This is a genomic window from Allocatenococcus thiocycli, assembly GCF_921292965.1.
GTDB lineage: Bacteria > Pseudomonadota > Gammaproteobacteria > Enterobacterales > Vibrionaceae > Vibrio > Vibrio natriegens.
The window spans coordinates 1-18,852 of the sequence record NZ_CAKLCK010000047.1 but is presented as its reverse complement, the minus strand read 5'-3'; the positions used below and the strand labels follow the sequence as shown (position 1 = coordinate 18,852).

The window sequence follows — 18,852 nt, the reverse complement described above, 5'->3', positions numbered from 1 at the left end:
TTTTCTCCAACTACCTTGTTCCAATTTCCCGTGCCTGTTCACTACTTACTCATAGAAAAGTGAAAGTTTCGTCGCACTCACACCATCTTGTGGTCTGAAATCCAAGAAGGTGTGAGGCGAAGAAATCTGTTACACGTCGGCTAAGCGTCGCTCTATTGCTGCAAACGAATAGCGATGTTGCGCGTATGGACATAGCTATAAATCGCTTCTTGCCCTTTTTCTCGTCCAAAACCGGACAGCCCAACACCGCCAAATGGGGTTTCTATGCCACCAGCAAACCACTCGTTAATGAACACTTGTCCGCCACGTAGCTGTTGAGCAACGCACAAGGTTTGGTTCATGCTCTCACCAAATACGCCGGCAACTAAGCCAAACTCTGTACCATTGGCCATTGCCACAGCTTCTTGCTCGGTTTCAAATGGCATGATCACCAGTACAGGACCAAACACTTCTTCCTGCGCAATACGCATGTCTGGAGTGGCTTCAATGACTGTCGGCGCGACAAAGTAGCCAGACAAATCCGGGGCATAACCACCTGTAAGGATGTTCGCGCCATCTGCTCGTGCTTGCTCGATCATTTCCAGCACTCGTGCTTGCTGATCAGCAGAAACCAACGGTGTGATATCAGGCTGGCTTTCGCCTTGACCAATTGAAAGTCCTTCAGCCATTGATACCACTGCGGCTTTCACTTCTTCATAGCGGTCTTTGTGAACCAGCAATCGAGACATAGCCGAACAAACCTGACCGGCATTAAAGTAGATACCGACCTGAACGCTTTTCAGTAGTAAGTCCAGATTGACATCTTTCAGCGCTATAGCCGCAGATTTACCACCCAGTTCCATTACCGATGGCGTTGCTCTGTGCGCCGAATCTTTTAGAATTCGCTGGCCAGTTGGAACCGAACCAGTAAAGACGATTTGGTCGACCTCCTGGTGCTGCACTAAGTGACTACCAATCACTGAGCCTTTACCACAAAGCAAGTTAATGGTGCCTTTCGGAAAACCGGCTTTTTCGATGGCTTTAATCAGTAAGGTCATTGCCAGTGGTGAAATCTCTGGCGATTTAATCACTACTGCGTTTCCGGCAGCCAAAGCGGGCGCGAGCGAACGCGCACAAATGGATACCGGAAAATTCCAAGGAACTATCTGTACACTTACGCCAAACGGTACATATTGAGTGAAGTCGACATAATCTTTCCCCAGTGGGATTGAAGTACCTTCTAGTTTGTCCGCCATGCCTGCGTAGTATTCGAAGTAACGTGCCGATTCGATGAACTCATCTTTCGCATCTTGTAGTGATTTGCCATTTTCACGACACGCCACTAACCCGCCTTCATCGACCATTTCACGAATAGCCGCCGCCGCTTTTAGCATCCACTCAGTTCTTACTGCTGGACGAACATCCGAAAGGAGCCCTTGATTCACAACTCGACGAGCTGCTGCCATCGCACGATCAGCGTCAGCAATATTAGCTTCAGCTATCGTCGCGTACGGTTCCGCTGTACCTGGGTTGATAACCGTGAGGGTTTGCTCTGAGTCACACCACTCACCATCAATGTAATTTAGGTAATGAGTCATACTACTGCTCCATTGCCGATTTAACTTGTTTTGCTAACCATGTTTGGAAGAAGTGAGTTGGAATATCCATTTCTGGAGAAAACACACCGCCACCAAACCCTGGTGAGTGACGACCTTGCTGCATACCTTCAACAGCACCGATGTCCTCGCCGAATACCACACGCCAAGATTCAACCGTGGCAGTACGGCAAGCTGCAAATTCGTCTTTGGTTGCTTCATCACCGACATAGAAAACACGCAGATGCTCAATGCTCTTACCAGCGCTGATTGGTTCAATCATCATCGCAAACGCGTGATCAGCCTGAATGCCTAACAATACGTTCGGGAATAGTGCAACGTATTCTGCATGGCGAAGTTTGTCTTCTGGCCAGCTAGGGAACTTAGGCAAATGCGTACCAGCGGTATCCGACAGGTTGTAAGCAAGGCTGCCTTGGCCTGCAAATCGCTCTTCAAACATGATGTTGTAGTGATCTTCCAGGCGCGAGTAGCTGTTCAAGCTCGGGTGAACCCAAGGCAAATGGTAGGCTTCACAGTAGTTTTCAACTGCCAGCTTCCAGTTACTGTTTACTTCGATCTCTAGATTGCCGCCCATGTTCACACGGCGCAAAAGACCCATACCGTCTTCGCCTAAAAATGGCTTCCAACGTTCTTCTAGCGGTGCGATATGTTCTTCAAAACTTGGCGCATCACCTGAAAGGTTTACGAACACCATGTCCATCCAAATTGCTGAACGCAGTGGCTTCAACCCATGCTTCTCGCACTTAAAGCGGTCATCTTTGTGCTGTGCGATACCGCCAATATGTGGCGTACCTTTTAGGTTACCGTCTAGATCGTAAGTCCATGAGTGGTAAGGACAACGAATCATGCCCTGCACTTCACCTGCCTCATGTACTAGCTTCATGCCACGGTGACTACACACATTATGAAAGACCTGAACTTCACCCTGACGATTTCTCATCATTAGCAGCGGCAGGTTCATGAAGTCTATCGGCATCACGTAACCGTCTTTAAGAAGGTCAGAGGCAAAACCAATACATACCCATGTGTTACCAAATACCTGATCACGTTCAAACGTAAAGTAGTCTTCATTTATGTAGGCATCGTTTGGCATCCCAGTCGCTTCACTGATTGGGTTAAGAACCTTATCGACGAGTTCAACAGGAATTAGGGTTTGGTTGACATTGCTCATATTCTTATCTCCGAAAGTCGAGTTGCATCCATTGCGGACAACATCGTGTTGTGTCAATGGAGCTGATTCTGATTAACAAACCAGCAACAAACAAACGACTTTTTTGGAGGGTATGGATGAGTTTTTATCATTCATGCATTGATCTGGAACAAGAATGCATCTTTAAAAATTGCACAAATATTAATGGCATGACTAAAAATCATTAATTGATGAGTATTAATCAGTTGAAACAACGCATAGCTCTCTCTAATCTCCCAGAAAAATTAACAATAAAACAACAAACGATAACGCTGCATACAAAAAACACTGTGAGGGACGCCTATGAGAGCAACAACAGGGATACTAAAAGGACTCAATCCGACTGTGACGATCGCATCTAAGATCATCGTCATCGGTTTTGTACTTTTCTGCGCCATTCTAGCTAACCAAGCGGGTCAATATTTCGAATCTATTTCCGGTATTCTGTTGCAGAATATGAAATGGTTTTATATCGGACTCGTTTCTTTAGTCGTCGGTTTTCTGCTCTATTTAATGATTAGCCGCTATGGGCATATTCGATTGGGTAAAGACGACGAAAAGCCCGAGTTCAGTTACCTGTCATGGGTATCTATGCTGTTTTCTGGCGGTATGGGGATTGGTTTGATCTTCTGGTCAGTCGCTGAGCCAATGTGGCACTACGCGGACAACCCTTTCACGCAGGGTTTAACCAATGAGGCTGCCACGACATCGATGAAACTGACTTTCTTCCATTGGGGACTACACCCTTGGTCAGTTTTTATTATTGTTGCGCTTGCTTTGGCCTACTTTTCTTACCGTAAAGATCTGCCGTTTACCTTACGATCTATTCTGTACCCCCTTATTGGCAACCGTATTTATGGTCCAATCGGCCATACTGTCGATATTCTTACAGTCGCAGTTACGGCCTTTGGTATCTCCCAAACCCTTGGTATGGGCGTGATTCAAATCAACTCGGGGCTAAATCAAACATTTGGTTTAGATATCGGGTTAGGCACACAACTGATCATTATCGTTTCTTTATGTACCTGTGCGGTTGCCTCAGTCCTGTCTGGCGTCGGTAAAGGAATTCGTCGTCTTTCTGAATGGAATATGTTGCTCTCTTTGCTGCTGGTACTTGTTGTGCTTTACATTGGTCCAACACGCTACATTCTGAACACACTTTTAGAGAGCACCGGTCTTTACGTGCAAAATATTGTTGGCATGAGCTTATGGAGTGACGCCCAAAACGACTCAGGTTGGCAAAACTGGTGGACAGCATACTACTGGCCATGGTGGATGACTTGGGCGCCATTTGTTGGCATGTTCATCGCGCGAATTTCTAAAGGAAGAACGATCCGTGAACTGATAGGTGGCGCTTTAATCGTACCAACACTAATCACTTTCTTATGGATCTCAGTTTTCGGTGGTGCCGCACTGAAAGTTGAGCAAGATGCTCGCGTAGCGTATGAAACTCAAGTGGTTGCAGCTCAAGAAGCTGGCCAAACGCCACCAGACACATTTACGGGCGGAGTCATTCTCGAAGCAACGAAAGCGGATACCACTCGCGCATTATTTACGTTGTTCGATAACCTGGATACCGGTCTGTTTGGCAAAATACTGAGTGTATTAGCGTGTTTGCTGCTGGGTACCTACTTCATTACCTCCGCTGACTCAGGAACTTTGGTTCTTTGTACCTTAGATGCGGCAGGTGACAGTGAACCTCCCAAATCCATTCGTGTACTTTGGGGAATAATGATCGCAGCGATAGCTGGTGTACTGCTGTACGCAGGAGGACTTAAAGCAATGCAAACTGCGTCAATCATTGCAGGCTTTCCAATTGCAATATTTATTGCGGTAATGAGTTTGACGCTATTTCATAGTATTCGACGTGAACCGAAACCATGGGCGATGTTGCCAGAGCACGTCCACCCGGAAGAAGCCAAGCTTGATGGACCAGTAGAGCCACTTGTAGAAAGTAAGACAGCGATTCAGCAAACCATAACCGCTGATTCAACGGCTGCTAAAAATCCAACGCTTGATCAGAAACCAGCGTTAACGTAGCAAAGCCGGTTTAATGATAACCACCTACTCAAGTAGGTGGTTTAGGGCTGAAAACAAAAAGTGGGAGTTATGCTCCCACTTTTTATATCTATTACTTTTTGTGTCTAAGAGTTGGACGATTCGACTGTTTCTGCTAATCCCCGATCACCGACTTCATCCGGCAATTGCTGCAACAACCAACCGCGAAAGCGTTTCACACTCGCTGGGATTAAGCCTCTGTCTTTAGGCTCCAACATACAGAAATTCGATGGTGTTGCCAGAACATGCTCGACAGGCCTTACCAACGCACCGCTTTGCAAATAGTCATCAACTAATGAGCCCCAAGCTAAGGCAATACCCTGACCATTAATAGCTGCTTGCAACAACATAGGGTAGTTATTAATGTTCATTCGGTTACGAGGCACAATATTCGGTAAATTTACGCCTGCAAACCACTCTTCCCAATTGACCCAATCCCTTTGCGACTCTTCGAGATAAAGAAGCGTTTTATTAAAGATCTCTTCAGCCTCAGTCGGTTGACCAATCTTTTCTAAATACAGTGGGCTACAAACCGGAAAAACTTCTTCAGAGAAAAGCGTTGTCACTTCCATTTCGGCGGGTGGTGTTTTGCAGTAAAACAGTGCGATATCGCAATCTAGGCGTCTTAAATCCAGTACGTTATCAGACGCCAGAATTCGTATATCGATATCATCATGCTCATTTTGAAACTCCGCCACTTTTGGCAATAGCCACAGAGCAGCCATTGCATTGGTCGTAGCGACGGTAATTTTCTGCTCCCCTTGCCACTTTTTCACTTCTCCGGTGATTTGCGCGATATCGAGTAAAGACTGACTGATCGATTGATAATATTGCAGACCTGTCGGCGTTAGGTTGATGCTGCGATTGGCACGGGTGAACATCGCTTTACCTAAATACTCTTCTAATTGTCTAATTTGTCGGCTGATTGCGCCTTGAGTCACATTGAGCTCTTCAGCTGCGAGCGTAAAGCTCAAATGTCGAGCCGACGCTTCAAACGCCACTAGGCTATTTAAAGGTGGGAGGGGTTTGATTTTCATGTTTCTTCCAGTATGGCAGCTTTGTAATTATTGTTATTCCCGGCAATCTTCTGTTGCACGTGGATAACCGCCATTGTGGACAACCATCGTCAAACGACAATTTATAAATAATAAAAAATAGAGATGAATCATAAATTGCTCCACCTCAGCGGGATATATAGTGTGCCACTGCATGTTTGTTGGAATAAAAAAGGGAAGCCTGCGCTTCCCTTTTTAACCACGAGATTGATGTGATTCCACATCACCCAATATTACTCTGTCAGAAAGCCACCGGTCTGGTGTTTCCACAACTGAGCATAAACTCCGTTAAGTTGCAGAAGCTCCTGATGCGAGCCTTGTTCGATAACCTGACCATCATCCATCACGATTAAACGGTCCATCGCAGCGATAGTCGATAAGCGGTGAGCAATAGCAATCACTGTCTTCCCTTCCATCAATACTTCAAGGTTTTCTTGAATCGCAGACTCCACTTCAGAATCCAGTGCAGACGTTGCTTCATCCATAATAAGAATCGGCGCATTTTTAAGAAGTACACGCGCAATAGCGACACGTTGACGCTGACCGCCAGACAGTTTTACGCCACGCTCACCGACTTCAACATCGTAGCCAACATTACCTTGCTCATCTTTCAGAGTCTGGATAAATTCGTGCGCATGTGCCTTCTCTGCCGCGGCTATCACGGATTCCATAGAGGCTGCTGGATCACCATATAGAATGTTTTCTTTGATTGAGCGGTGCAGCAAAGAGGTATCCTGAGTGATCATTCCAATGTGCTGACGCAAAGACTCTTGCTCTACCTGTGAGATGTCCTGTCCATCAATACAGATTTTGCCGGTATTCACGTCGTAAAAACGCAATAGCAAGTTAACCAATGTTGACTTACCCGCACCAGAACGCCCAACAATGCCGACTTTCTCGCCCGGTTTTATCGTCAGGTTCAGATTGTCAAATACGGCTTTTTCTTCGCTGTAGTTGAAACCAACGTGATCGAAGCTGATTTCACCTTGTCGAATTTGCAACGGCTTTGCATTCGGTACGTCTTTCACTTCAACGTCGTTCGAAATCGTGCTGATACCATCTACAACGGTACCAATATTTTCAAACAGGGTACTGACTTCCCACATGATCCATTTCGACATGCCCTGTACACGCAGCGCAATGCTGATACCAATAGCAATCGCACCAATCGTTACTGCCGCATCCAGCCACAAATAAACGGAAATCACGCCAATAGACAACAGCAGTAAGTAGTTGATCGCATCGACACTAAACAGCAAGCAAGTCACCATTCGCATCTGACGGTATACCGTAACCAAGAACTGCTTCATGCTGCTTTCTGCATATTCAAGTTCGCGCTGAGAATGGGCAAACAACTTAACCGTAGAGATGTTGGTGTAAGAATCGACAATACGTCCTGTCATCACAGAGCGCGCATCCGCCTGCTCAGTCGCCACGCGCTTCATTTTCGGAATGAAGTAGAGCTGGATCAGTACATACAATGCAAGCCAGATAACGATAGGTAGCATGAGCAAACCGTCTGCCTCACCCATCATCCATATCATCGACACAAAATAGACACTGATGTAGACCAGTACATCCAGCAGCTTCATCACCGTTTCTCGAACTGCCAACGCACTTTGCATCACTTTTGTTGCAACACGGCCTGCAAAATCTCGCTGGAAGAAACCAACTGCTTGCTTAAGTAAATAACGGTGAATCAGCCAGCGAATCGACATTGGGTAGTTACCCAGCAGTGTTTGGTGCATCACCATCGAATGTACAAAGCCTAATGCCGGCATGACGACGACAACCAGGAAAAGCATCATCAACATCTGATCGCCCTGATCTTGCCAGAAAGTAGCACGATCCTGGTTAGACAATATATCGACTAGCTCACCCATGTAGCGCAACAGGGTGACTTCAGTGATCGCAATCAGCGCACTAAACACCGCCATGATAATAAGCGGCACTTCAAATCCACGCGTATAGAAACGACAAAAGCCAAACAAGGTCTTGGGTGGCTTTTCGGTTTCATGCAGGGGAAACGGTTGGGTTAGTTTTTCAAACCAATTAAACATAACAACTACTTTGGTTAGATCGATCAAATTTGCAGACGTTTTACTATCTTTTGATGCAAAAGTCAGTAAAATACGCAAACAATAGTTTAAATGATAATAATTACAATTAAGTTTTTTATTTAAAATAATTGTCGGGAATGTATTAATGACAAATCATAACTCTCTCGCCATCGCTGTTCGTAAAGCGTTGGTTTGTGCTATCGCGCCCGCTGCAGTGGTTTCGTTTATGGCACACGCACAAGATGATTCAACTGAGATGGAAACCATCACAGTCACCACACAAGCACTTAAAGTCGAAACGCCAGCCAAAGAAACACCACGCAGCGTTTCCATTATCTCTGAAGATGAATTGCGCGTTCGAGCACCACAAAAGCTAGATGAAGCGCTACGCTACACATCAGGTGTCACATCTCAGCCGTATGGCGCTGATAACGACACAGATTGGTTTAAAGTACGTGGCTTCGATGCAGCTACTTACTTGAACGGCAACCGTTTGTTCCGTGACGGCTACTACACCTGGCTCGTTGAACCATACGGTTTGGAAAGCGTTGAAGTCGTAAAAGGCCCATCAGCCATACTATTCGGTGAATCGGCACCAGGTGGCGTAGTAAACGCCGTTCAGAAAAAGCCAACGTTCACACCACAAGGTGAAGTAAAGGTTGAAGTCGGCAACAACAATCATCAGTCAATAGGCTTTGACATTGCTGACGAAGCTAATGATTCAGGTACGATGCGTTACCGCTTGGTTGGCTTGATGACCAGTCAGGATGGTGAACTGGACGATACAGAAAATGAACGTTTCTACATCGCTCCGAGCCTGGAAATCGATGTTTCAGATCGTACCATGCTGACCCTGATGGCGACCTATCTAAAGGATGATGGTGTGCCAACTAACCCATTCTTCCCAGCTGCAGGTACGCTCGTCGACTCGGAATACGGCAAGATCGATCCATCAACTAACTTAGGTGAGCCAGATTACGACAAGTATGAACGTACTCAAATCTCACTTGGTTACTTGCTTGAACACGATATAAACGACACTTGGACATTCTCGCAGAACGCAAACTACGGTTCTAACGAGCTCTTCCTGCGTAGCGTTTACAGCATGCCATCTCCAGGCTGGGATTTAAACGACGACTCGCTTTACTATCGTGGAATTGTATTCCGTGACGGCAAAAACCAAAGTTTCACCTTCGACAACAATGCGGTTGGTAACTGGATGACGGACAATGCCGAGCACACGGTGTTGGTCGGTGTTGATCTGCAATATCACAACACGAAGGGTGACGAACAAGACAACTATTCATTTGGTACCGTAAACCCATTTAATCCAAGCTACGGAAACTACACACCACTGGACTCCGCGGACAACATCAAGCGCGAGATCGACAAGTATCAGGCCAGTATGTACTCGCAATACCAACTTAAATTCCACGAACAATGGATTGGTAATGTTGGCGCCCGTTACGATTGGGTGAAAACAGAAAACAGTGGTAAAGGTGCAAGCGTCGATCAGAATGAGTCTCGCGATGATGGCGAACTGTCTCTGAGCGCTGGCCTAATGTACCTTGCGGACAACGGCCTTTCTCCATACGCCAACTACTCTCAATCGTTTGAAGTGATCAGCACCATCGACACAGCAACCGGTAAGCTCTACAAACCACTTGAGGGTGAGCAAGTTGAAGTGGGTGTGAAATATGAACCAAGCTTTATGGATGGCTTCGTTAACATCGCATGGTTCGATATCACGCAGAAAAATGCACTGGTAACTAACCCATCAACTTGGGTGGCAACTCAGACTGGTGAAGTGACATCAACTGGTGTCGAAGTTGAAGGTACTGCTCAGTTAACTGACGACGTTAAATTACTGGCTAGCTACACCTACACTAAAGCAGAAACTGACGAGACTTACGGCAAGGGCACCCAACAAGCGGGGCTTATTCCTAAGCATCAGGCGTCTGCGTGGGTAGATTACAGCGCATACCGCCTAATTCCTGGCCTGAACGTTGGAACAGGTGTTCGTTACGTGGATGAATCTAAAGACAACCCGGCGAGCTCGGATCTAACGGTTCCATCTGTGACACTTTGGGACGCATCTGTGACTTATGACATTTCTTCACAATGGCAGGCACAGCTTAATGTGAACAACATTCTGGACAAAGAGTTTATCTCTGGCTGCGATTACTACTGTTACTTCGGTCAGTCTCGCTCTGTGATGCTAAACGCTAACTACCGCTGGTAATTGTTCTTCCAACTCCCCTCTGATGAGGGGAGTATCATCTTGGACCTATCCATGTTTCAACTATCTAATATTCAGATCGTTCGAGGTAGACGTCAAATCCTCGGTATCGATCAACTCAATATCCCAACCAATGAACTCACCGTGGTGCTTGGGCATAACGGCTCAGGGAAATCGACCTTGGTTAACTTGCTTTCCGGGCAAATGTCACCAGACAAAGGATCTGTCGAGCTCAACGGTCAAAACCTCTCATCTCTCAAAACTAAAGAACTGGCAAAACAAATCGCCTACTTGCCGCAAAAACTTCCGGCTTCGGCAGGGTTAACGGTAGAAGAATTGGTTCGTTTGGGGCGTTTCCCATGGCGCGGGGCGCTCGGTCGCTGGAACGCGGAAGATAAACAGATCATCTCTCAAGCGATGCAGCGTACAGGGGTCACGCCGTTCGCTCAGGCTCTGGCAGATGATTTATCCGGTGGTGAGCGTCAACGCGCTTGGGTATCCATGTTGCTTGCTCAGCAATCACCGATTTTGATTCTCGATGAACCGACTTCTGCGCTAGATGTGCACCATCAGTTTCAGTTGATGGCATTACTGTCAGAGTTAAATAAGACGGAGAATGTCGGGATCATTGTTATTTTGCATGACTTGAATCTGGCGCTTCGCTACGCCACTCACATCGTTGCTCTAAAGAAAGGGCAAATCGCTTTTGAAGGTAAAGCAGACATGCTTCTCGACGAAGCACGTTTGTCGGAACTCTATGAGTCACCAATCACACTGATCGATCATCCGACTCCGGCAGACACCCTTGCCAGCCGTAAGGTAGCCGTTGTATGCGCTTAGTCAGACATTTACTTCAGCGCCTTGCTGCCATTGCCATTATTGTCGGGGGAATGCTTTCTCAAGCTCATGCTGCCATTACCATTAGTGACGATTATGGCAGTCACTCTTTTGCGCAAACACCGCAACGGGTGGTCGCATTAAACTGGGATATACTCGAGCAGGTTCTTGCGCTAGACGTTGAGCCGATAGCTGCACCGAACTTATCGGGCTATCGTCAGTGGGTAGTCAATCCCTATGCGCCAGAAACCATTGAAGATATTGGCACTCGCGCTGAACCGAATTTAGAAAAAATCGCCAGCTTGAACCCTGATGTCATTTTGGCTGCGTCACCACAGCAGGATCTCATTCCATTATTGTCTCAAATAGCGCCTGTGATTTATCTGCCAAACTTTTCAGAAAACGAAGCGGCCGCTGAAACGGCAATCCGTCATTTTCGTACGTTGGGAAAACTGTTGGATAAGCAAGATCTTGTCGAAGAAAAACTAACCGCTTTAGATCAATCGTTTGAACAAATGCGTTTACGTCTCCACCAGCATTATCCCGATCCGCTTGAAGTACTCGTCATGCGCTTTTCCACGCCGAATACGGTGTTTCTGTCTACGGAAAACTCAACCACAGATTACGTGGTTAAACACCTGGGCTTAAACAACCCGATACATGAGTCACCTAAAGCTTGGGGCGTGAAACAAGATCGCATTAATCGTCTGCAGAATCTTGAAGACAGCTACATCTTATATGTGCAGCCGTTTCCACAAGAAGACAAGTTAAAGGACTCCCCTCTTTGGCAAGCCATGCCTTTTGTGAAAAAGCACAGAGTTAATTCAGTCAGAGCCGTTTGGGCATATGGTGGGGCAATGTCTTTACAATACATGGCTGAAGCCATCACTGATAGTTTAATTGAGTTGGCACCAGAACAATGAGAATAAAACATTACATCGGTTACTTAGCACTGATTCTGTTGCTCAGTATTTTTAGCCTGCAATTAGACACAAGCTTGTCATTAGGCGCGCAGTGGGGGCTACTGATTCAAGCAGATCTCGCCAGTGAGTTTCGTGACGTTTTCTTTCTTCAGTCTCAACTGCCGAGGCTATGTATCACCCTACTCGTCGGTGCAATGCTTGGACTAACCGGCAGTTTGATGCAACAGCTAACGCAGAACCACTTAACCTCTCCTCTGACACTAGGCACCTCCTCTGGTGCCTGGCTAGCATTGGTCGTGGTGAATATCTGGTTTGTAGATTGGGTGGCAGATTACTCCGCTTTAGCCGCAATGGCAGGCGCACTTATCGCGTTTGGATTGATCATTTCTATCGCGGGTATTCGAAATATGACCGGCTTACCTCTCGTGGTATCAGGCATGGTCATTAACATACTGCTTGGATCCGTTGCGACCGCGATTATCATCCTAAATGCTCAGTTCGCGCAGAATATATTCATGTGGGGTGCCGGGGATCTCTCTCAATACAGTTGGGAATGGTTTGAGTGGTTGCTACCACGTTCTTCAATCGCACTCATTATTGTTCTGATTGCACCGCGAATATTAACACTCTTAAAACTCGGCCAGGAAGGTGCTGCCGCACGAGGGCTAGCCGTACTCCCAGCATTTGGCGCTTTAATGGTCATGGGAATCTGGCTCGTATCAGTGTCCATTACCGCTGTCGGCATCATCAGCTTTATTGGTTTACTGACCCCGAATATTGCTCGTGCGATGGGCGCAAGAACGCCTCGTGACGAACTGTTAAGTAGCCTGTTATTGGGTGCAACGCTGTTACTTGTTACCGATTCACTCGCCATCTCATTAAGCTTATGGCTGGAAGAAACAATTCCGAGTGGCGTTGCAGCTGCCGCAATCGGAGCACCTGCTTTAATTTGGTTTACTCGTAAAAAGCTCACCGCAACGGATCAGCTCAACCTTTCGATGAGTCAGGGCAAAGCGCAGCTATCAAAAGTCACGGTCGCGAGCTTAATCATCATGAGCTTTGCTGGAATGCTGGTCTACTCACTGATTACTCATGGAGCGAATGGTATTCAAGTTGCACTACCAGGAGAGTTTCAATGGCAACTGCGCTGGCCTCGCATGATTACTGCGCTCGCTGTCGGCATCGCGCTCTCGGTTGCGGGAATCATTTTACAGCGTATTGTCTATAACCCGTTAGCCAGCCCAGATATTCTCGGTGTTTCTTCTGGTGCGACATTTGCGATCATAATCACTGGCGTGATGTCCGGATCATTGCTTGCGTCATTCAACTGGGGCGTGGCTTTTTTAGGCAGTTTGACGGTCTTGCTGTTGTTGCTTCTAATTGGTAAAAGAAGCCAGTTTAACCCTTCGAACTTCGTATTGTCGGGTATTGCGCTTTCTGCTCTGCTAGAAGCGTTAGTTCAATTTGCTTTGGCTCAAGGCTCTGGTGAAAGCTATAAGATCCTACTGTGGTTAACAGGTTCGATTTATCGTGTTACCTCCCAGACGGCGGTCATGTTGACCATCGCGGTCATGATCCTTTTCGCCGGTGTATTCGCAATTTCACGCTGGTTAACACTCATTTCTATTGGCCGCGCCTTTTCTAATGCTAGAGGACTTAACCCTTCAGTTGCCAATACAATAATGCTGACCATTGTGGCCCTACTTTGCGCATTTTCAACGGCTACAGTCGGCCCCGTTTCTTTTGTTGGTCTGGTCGCTCCTCACATGGCGATGATGCTGGGCGCCAGAAAGGTAAAAGAGCAATTGCTGGTCGGAAGTTTAATTGGTGCGACACTAATGCTTTGGGCTGATTGGCTGGGCCAGATAGCCATCTATCCTAGCCAAGTCGCCGCCGGCACTTTAGTCGCAATTATAGGTAGTACTTACTTCTTATTCCTGATGCTTAAAAGTAAGTTCAACTAAATAAACAAAACCCGCTATCAAAATAGCGGGTTTTGTTTTCGTTTTTATTGGTAAACAGCGCTTAAAAAGCTATTGAGTTTCTACCGGGAAGCGTTGTTCATAAAGGTCCATAAAATCTTGACGAATCAAATGTTCCAAGTGATTCGCTTTATCCGTTGGACAAAAAATCATGACGTGAACAATCTGCTCACCAGTCGCATTGCTAGAAATATGAATATGCGGCTCTGCGCCCGGCAGGTCGACACCAGCGTGTTTTTCAATCATCGCGTTATAACGATGTGCAACGTCGCTGAAGTAACTGCAATGTTCGTCAATTTTCTCTGTTAATGGCGTTAAGAGTGGATATAAGTTAACAAAGTCCCTCACAACTACCGAGAAATTATGATAAACATACCGCTTCATAAAATTCAGATTCTTTACCGGATAAGTAAAAAACATACTGTTTGGTAAAGTCGCCGTTTTCCCGGTGTAATGATACTGACCATGATGAAGGTCGATCTCTTGGATCACGGTAGCCATCATATTGTGGTCGATCACTTCACCACATAATTTCCCGACTTCTATCCAGTCCCCCACGCGAAAAGAGCGTGAACTGGCACGCTGAATAGACCCCGTAAAACAAAGAATGATCTCCTTTGAGGCCACGACTATCGCCACCGCAATCGCAGTCACACTTAATGCAAACTCACTGATTTCGGACTGCCAAAGAACGAACAGAATCAACAGCGTGATGGTAAAGGTGCCATTTTTCGTTCTCGACATCCAACTGCGCTGCTTCTCAGAAAGGAGCGTGTGATCACCACGAATCATAGAGAGAATGGTCCGACGCGTTAACCACGCGGCAATAAGAATTAATGTGGTAAACAGCATTTTATGGGCCAGTAGAAAACTGACGACCAACTGCACTTTTTCCATTCTCAACTTCCTGCTATTGAACTACTGATAAATCTTTCTCGAGCAGGCAACAATAGCAAAAAAATCTACAACTTGTCCGACTCAGCCTCTCTAAATGATACAAAAACAGCAAGGATTCGGAACAGACTGGCCGAATACTAACCAGTTTGAAGTCAAAACGTCTTTTGCGGTACTTAATCTTCTCGAAATGCTCTATTCATACTATCTGTGATAGGTTTAACGAGATAACTCAGCGGTGTGCGCGGCTCAGAGAGAATAAGTACTTCTGCATTCATCCCCGAGGTTAAATGGTATTTTTCGACGTCATCTTGAGAAACAGCAATTCTGGCCAGATAGAAATCTTCGCGATCTTGCTGTGTGAGCTTGTCGGCAGAGATGGTCAGAACCGTTCCGTCCAGAGGTGCTAAGTTTCTCGCATTTAATGCGGTTACTCTGATACGAGCTTGCTGGCCTGGGTTCACTAAATCGATATCCTGCGGATTCACTCTCGCTTCTACCAGTAATTGGTCATTTTGAGGTACCAGTTCTAGCAGCGTTTCTCCCGAACCGATAACCCCCCTTTCGGTAAAAACCTGCATATTGACCACACGGCCTGAGATTGGTGCATTGATAGACGTTCTGGTTACTACGTCCTGAGCAGAACGGTACTCTTCTCGAATGCTGACAATTTCTTTCTGGGTGTCTCTTAACTCTTCAACAACTTCATTCAGCCGTTCCAATTTTAACTCTTCAACCTGAGATTGGTTTTCTTCTAGCCGTTTATTCACCGTAAGAGATTGTCGGTCCAATTGACTAAGCGTACTTCTCACTTCGGCCGCGAGACGCTTTAGCTGGAGCAAAGTTGACTTGCCGGAGAAGCCTTTCTGTACCAAGGCTTGATTACTCGCAATCTCTTCCTCAATAAAGTTTAATCTTTCTCTTTCAATCACTTTAGTTTGCTGAAGGTTTTGCAGTTCTAAATTTGCACCGGAAATACTTTGTTCAATGATCCCTAGCTGACTTTGAAAGTAACGCTGTCTGGCTTCAAATATTTTACTTTGCACCAGCTGTGCTTCTCGCACGATTTCAACACGAGGTAGATTGTTAAGATCGTCAGACCATACAATTGAAGGCAGTTCATCCAACTCTGCGCTCAGACGATTCTCTTTAGCGAGAGTGTGAATAAACTGTCCGCTCAATGAGTCTAATCTCGCCATTGCCTGATGTTTGGACAGTTGAATCAATGGCTGACCCTTTTGAACCAAATCGCCTTCCTGAACAAACAGCTTTTCGATGATCCCGCCCTCTAAATGTTGGATGGCTTGTCGATTACTCAGCACCGAAAAATCCCCATAGGCGATGGCTGCACTTTCCAGTTTCGCTGTTGCTGCCCAAAAACCGACACCGCCCAAAAAAACGCAAGTGGCAATAACCGCCAACAGAATAGGTTTTTTGAAACTCAGTTGGAGCTCGGGAGAAAAGCGATAAACACTGTCGGTGGATGGTTTATTGACTGTTGGCAGTTGATTGCTCATTTGTCACCCTCGGTATATCCGTTTTGTCTTTACCCATTAAGCGTTTCAGTACTTCATCCCGAGCGCCGTATAACTTCACTCTCCCATCCGACAAATAAAGTAGCCGATCCATCTGCCTTAGCGTACTCGCATTATGAGCGATCACGATAATGCTCGTTCCTTGCTGTTTTAAATGTGCTATCAGGCGTTGAAATGCGGCCTCGCCTTCTCCATCTAGGTTCGCATTAGCTTCATCAAATACCACAATAGAAGGCTCACCATATATGGCCCGAGCAAGTGCTATTCTTTGACGTTCACCTCCGGATAAACCACGGCCACGTTCTCCGATAACAAAGTCATAGCCTTTGTTCTTTTTGAGGATCAACTCATGGCATCCGGCGAGTTGTGCAGCGCAAATCACTTTGGCTGGGTCTTCATCTTTAAAACGTGCGATATTCTCCCTGATGGTCCCGGGGAATAACTCGACTTCTTGCGCCAGGTATCCGAAATGAGAACCGCGATCTTCCGCCGCCCAGGTGGATACCTCCATACCATCTAACGTCACCTTACCTGCTGAAGGTTTGATGTTTCCGAGCATCAACCGCGCTAATGTCGACTTACCCGTTCCGGAAGGGCCAATCAAGCCAACCGAAACACCTGCGGGAATTGACAATGAAACCGCCGAAAGTACTGGTTCAGTTGCGCCAAAGTGCCGGTAAGTGAGCCCGATGAGTTCATAGTTACCTTGCGGTTTAGGTAATGGCATATCAGACTCATCGAGCTTGATGACAGCGTCGATATCCTTTAAACGTTGATAGGAGTTTCTGGCAGACATCGCGCCCCGCCACGTGCCAATCGCTTGTTCCATCGGCGCTAACGCTCGGCTCATCAGAATAGAGCTGGCGATCATTGCTCCGGCGGTAATTTCATGTTGAATCACCAACCATGCTCCACCACCAAGTAGCGAAACTTGTAATGTGCTACGCACGAATTTGGACAAGTTACTTATATAAATGGTTTTTCCTGCCACGTTCTCTTCTAACGAGTTGACCTGAGTCATACGTGATTGCCATTTTTCTAAAAACGCATTCATCATGCCCATCGCAAGGATCGAGTTAGAGTTTTGTGTTGCCAGTTCGGCATCATTGATTTGGGAGAGCGCTTTCACTTCACTTTCTTGAATTACTTTTCTGGCTAAAACTTCATTGAGAATGCCCAGCCCCAAAAGCACAATCGACCCGACTAATGCGATGTGACCCAACAAAGGGTGTAACAGATAAACAAATAAGATAAAGAGTGGCGTCCAAGGGGCATCCAGCAGAGGATAAGGCGCTTGACTGCTTAAAAAGCCTTTAATGTTTTGAATATCTCTGAGTACTTGAGAAGTAAAACTTGTGCCAGTATGAGACTGATATTGGATACTGCGCTTGAGCATAAACACAGACAGTTTGGTATCCATCCAGTATCCAAACGATTTACTCACCTGAGCACGGGCGATATCAATAATAGACATAGTAAAAAGCGCCGCCACGACAATGACGCTAAGTAAAGCGAGTGTGTCTATTGAGTATGATGAGAGGACACGGTTATACACTTGCAGCATGTACAAGGGTATAGAAAGAATGAGTAAGTTGATGAAGAGGCTAAATCCAACCAGCAAGCCTATAAGCGTGAATAGCTTTTGACGCACCTCTTTGAAAACTGTTTTTTGCACGACAACTTCCGTTTAATCGACAATGCAGGCGCTAGGCGACTTTGCCTAACGCCTGGATTGGTTGCCTATTTAATGTTTAGAAAACAAATAAATCTGCACCATGAGTGGTGATGTCTGCCTCAGTAATACCAACGAGCTTAACCGTTAAGTCAGCGCCATCGGTAAAGATTGCATTACCCGCATTATCGTAACTAAAGCACAAGTCAGAGAAATCATTCACTGAACAGCTATTAATACGAATCAGATCTTCACCGATAGTAAAGTCAGCAACTTTTGCCTCACCGTGTCCATCATAATTATCGGTGAATACAAATACGTCATCGCCTTCCCCACCAACCATAAAGTTGTTACCAGAGCCAGCAACCAGTACGTCGTTGCCGGTGCTACCATTTAGCGTGTTATCGCCCTGCAACCCATAAAGGATATCATCCCCATGGCCACCAGACAGGTAGTCATCACCTGTACCACCTCTGATAACATCGTTACCTGCACCACCAACCAAGTGGTCATTACCAGCCCCGCCGATCAATAGGTCATCGCCGCCGCCACCAACAAAAACATCATCTCCGTCATATCCAACGAACAGATCATCTCCACCTTCGAAATCAGAGATTACATCCGCTTCTGGTGTACCGTAATAGTCAGTCATTTCTTCACTCCCTTTGTTTCGGCTTAACAATCGAGCACATCTATTAATATTATCTCTATTGTATTCAGCCTGATTACATTGCTTACTCGTACTGCAACCGAAATTCTAGTAGTCAACTGCGTATGTAATAGTGTGAATAAGGAATGATATTTAAATCTAAT

General features: G+C 46.1%; 13 protein-coding genes. 5 read left to right on the top strand and 8 right to left on the bottom strand.

From position 1 onward, the window contains the following. Positions 1 to 152: 152 nt before the first annotated feature. Both L9Q40_RS19480 and L9Q40_RS19475 read right to left on the bottom strand, forming a co-directional pair. Positions 153 to 1,577 (bottom strand): aldehyde dehydrogenase family protein, encoded by a 1,425-nt coding sequence (locus L9Q40_RS19480; RefSeq protein WP_498794274.1) that lies wholly within the window; start codon positions 1,575 to 1,577, stop codon positions 153 to 155. 1 nt (position 1,578) lies between these two features. Further along, positions 1,579 to 2,766, bottom strand: a complete 1,188-nt coding sequence (locus L9Q40_RS19475; protein ID WP_498794273.1) for an aromatic ring-hydroxylating oxygenase subunit alpha — start codon at positions 2,764 to 2,766, stop codon at positions 1,579 to 1,581. A gap of 321 nt (positions 2,767 to 3,087) precedes the next feature. On the opposite strand from L9Q40_RS19475, the gene L9Q40_RS19470 reads away from it, so the two are divergent. Next, positions 3,088 to 4,824 carry a BCCT family transporter gene (locus tag L9Q40_RS19470; RefSeq protein ID WP_498794272.1) on the top strand — a complete coding sequence of 579 codons (1,737 nt, stop codon included), beginning with the start codon at positions 3,088 to 3,090 and terminating at the stop codon, positions 4,822 to 4,824. 104 nt (positions 4,825 to 4,928) lie between these two features. On the opposite strand, the gene L9Q40_RS19465 is transcribed toward L9Q40_RS19470, so the two are convergent. Both L9Q40_RS19465 and L9Q40_RS19460 read right to left on the bottom strand, forming a co-directional pair. Then, complete coding sequence (locus tag L9Q40_RS19465) at positions 4,929 to 5,879, bottom strand: LysR substrate-binding domain-containing protein (protein WP_118120921.1); 951 nt, start codon at positions 5,877 to 5,879, stop codon at positions 4,929 to 4,931. Positions 5,880 to 6,130: 251 nt separating this feature from the next. Then, positions 6,131 to 7,957 carry an ABC transporter ATP-binding protein gene (locus tag L9Q40_RS19460; protein WP_498794271.1) on the bottom strand — a complete coding sequence of 609 codons (1,827 nt, stop codon included), beginning with the start codon at positions 7,955 to 7,957 and terminating at the stop codon, positions 6,131 to 6,133. Between the two features lie 145 nt (positions 7,958 to 8,102). On the opposite strand from L9Q40_RS19460, the gene L9Q40_RS19455 reads away from it, so the two are divergent. From L9Q40_RS19455 to fhuB, 4 genes are read left to right on the top strand one after another with little or no spacing between them, the layout of a single operon-like run. After that, positions 8,103 to 10,199: a TonB-dependent siderophore receptor gene (locus L9Q40_RS19455; protein WP_498794270.1), complete on the top strand. Its 2,097-nt coding sequence runs from the start codon at positions 8,103 to 8,105 to the stop codon at positions 10,197 to 10,199. A gap of 51 nt (positions 10,200 to 10,250) precedes the next feature. Next, positions 10,251 to 11,036 carry an ABC transporter ATP-binding protein gene (locus L9Q40_RS19450; RefSeq protein WP_498794269.1) on the top strand — a complete coding sequence of 262 codons (786 nt, stop codon included), beginning with the start codon at positions 10,251 to 10,253 and terminating at the stop codon, positions 11,034 to 11,036. Continuing rightward, positions 11,027 to 11,956, top strand: coding sequence for an iron-siderophore ABC transporter substrate-binding protein (locus L9Q40_RS19445; RefSeq protein ID WP_498794268.1), 930 nt, complete (start codon positions 11,027 to 11,029; stop codon positions 11,954 to 11,956). The genes L9Q40_RS19450 and L9Q40_RS19445 overlap by 10 nt, the downstream gene beginning before the upstream one ends. After that, entirely contained in the window at positions 11,953 to 13,920 is a 1,968-nt protein-coding gene (fhuB, locus tag L9Q40_RS19440) for a Fe(3+)-hydroxamate ABC transporter permease FhuB (RefSeq protein ID WP_498794267.1), read from the top strand. The genes L9Q40_RS19445 and fhuB overlap by 4 nt, the downstream gene beginning before the upstream one ends. A gap of 69 nt (positions 13,921 to 13,989) precedes the next feature. Here the strand turns inward: fhuB and L9Q40_RS19435 are convergent, their stop codons facing one another. From L9Q40_RS19435 to L9Q40_RS19420, 4 genes are all read right to left on the bottom strand, one after another. Further along, positions 13,990 to 14,835: a mechanosensitive ion channel family protein gene (locus tag L9Q40_RS19435; RefSeq protein ID WP_014234896.1), complete on the bottom strand. Its 846-nt coding sequence runs from the start codon at positions 14,833 to 14,835 to the stop codon at positions 13,990 to 13,992. Between the two features lie 173 nt (positions 14,836 to 15,008). Continuing rightward, positions 15,009 to 16,349 carry an HlyD family type I secretion periplasmic adaptor subunit gene (locus L9Q40_RS19430; protein ID WP_498794266.1) on the bottom strand — a complete coding sequence of 447 codons (1,341 nt, stop codon included), beginning with the start codon at positions 16,347 to 16,349 and terminating at the stop codon, positions 15,009 to 15,011. Beyond that, on the bottom strand, positions 16,321 to 18,042 hold the full coding sequence (locus L9Q40_RS19425) for a type I secretion system permease/ATPase (RefSeq protein ID WP_498794265.1): 1,722 nt from the start codon (positions 18,040 to 18,042) through the stop codon (positions 16,321 to 16,323). Before L9Q40_RS19425 ends, L9Q40_RS19430 begins: the two co-directional genes overlap by 29 nt. A 76-nt stretch (positions 18,043 to 18,118) precedes the next feature. Further along, complete coding sequence (locus L9Q40_RS19420) at positions 18,119 to 18,691, bottom strand: calcium-binding protein (protein ID WP_498794264.1); 573 nt, start codon at positions 18,689 to 18,691, stop codon at positions 18,119 to 18,121. Positions 18,692 to 18,852 lie beyond the last annotated feature (161 nt).

Coding starts and splice junctions, on each gene's coding strand:
- L9Q40_RS19460 (WP_498794271.1), bottom strand. CDS start 7,957: ATGTTTAATTGGTTTGAAAAACTAACCCAACCGTTTCCCCTGCATGAA.
- L9Q40_RS19430 (WP_498794266.1), bottom strand. CDS start 16,349: ATGAGCAATCAACTGCCAACAGTCAATAAACCATCCACCGACAGTGTT.
- L9Q40_RS19445 (WP_498794268.1), top strand. CDS start 11,027: ATGCGCTTAGTCAGACATTTACTTCAGCGCCTTGCTGCCATTGCCATT.
- fhuB (WP_498794267.1), top strand. CDS start 11,953: ATGAGAATAAAACATTACATCGGTTACTTAGCACTGATTCTGTTGCTC.
- L9Q40_RS19475 (WP_498794273.1), bottom strand. CDS start 2,766: ATGAGCAATGTCAACCAAACCCTAATTCCTGTTGAACTCGTCGATAAG.
- L9Q40_RS19480 (WP_498794274.1), bottom strand. CDS start 1,577: ATGACTCATTACCTAAATTACATTGATGGTGAGTGGTGTGACTCAGAG.
- L9Q40_RS19470 (WP_498794272.1), top strand. CDS start 3,088: ATGAGAGCAACAACAGGGATACTAAAAGGACTCAATCCGACTGTGACG.
- L9Q40_RS19465 (WP_118120921.1), bottom strand. CDS start 5,879: ATGAAAATCAAACCCCTCCCACCTTTAAATAGCCTAGTGGCGTTTGAA.
- L9Q40_RS19420 (WP_498794264.1), bottom strand. CDS start 18,691: ATGACTGACTATTACGGTACACCAGAAGCGGATGTAATCTCTGATTTC.
- L9Q40_RS19435 (WP_014234896.1), bottom strand. CDS start 14,835: ATGGAAAAAGTGCAGTTGGTCGTCAGTTTTCTACTGGCCCATAAAATG.
- L9Q40_RS19450 (WP_498794269.1), top strand. CDS start 10,251: ATGTTTCAACTATCTAATATTCAGATCGTTCGAGGTAGACGTCAAATC.
- L9Q40_RS19455 (WP_498794270.1), top strand. CDS start 8,103: ATGACAAATCATAACTCTCTCGCCATCGCTGTTCGTAAAGCGTTGGTT.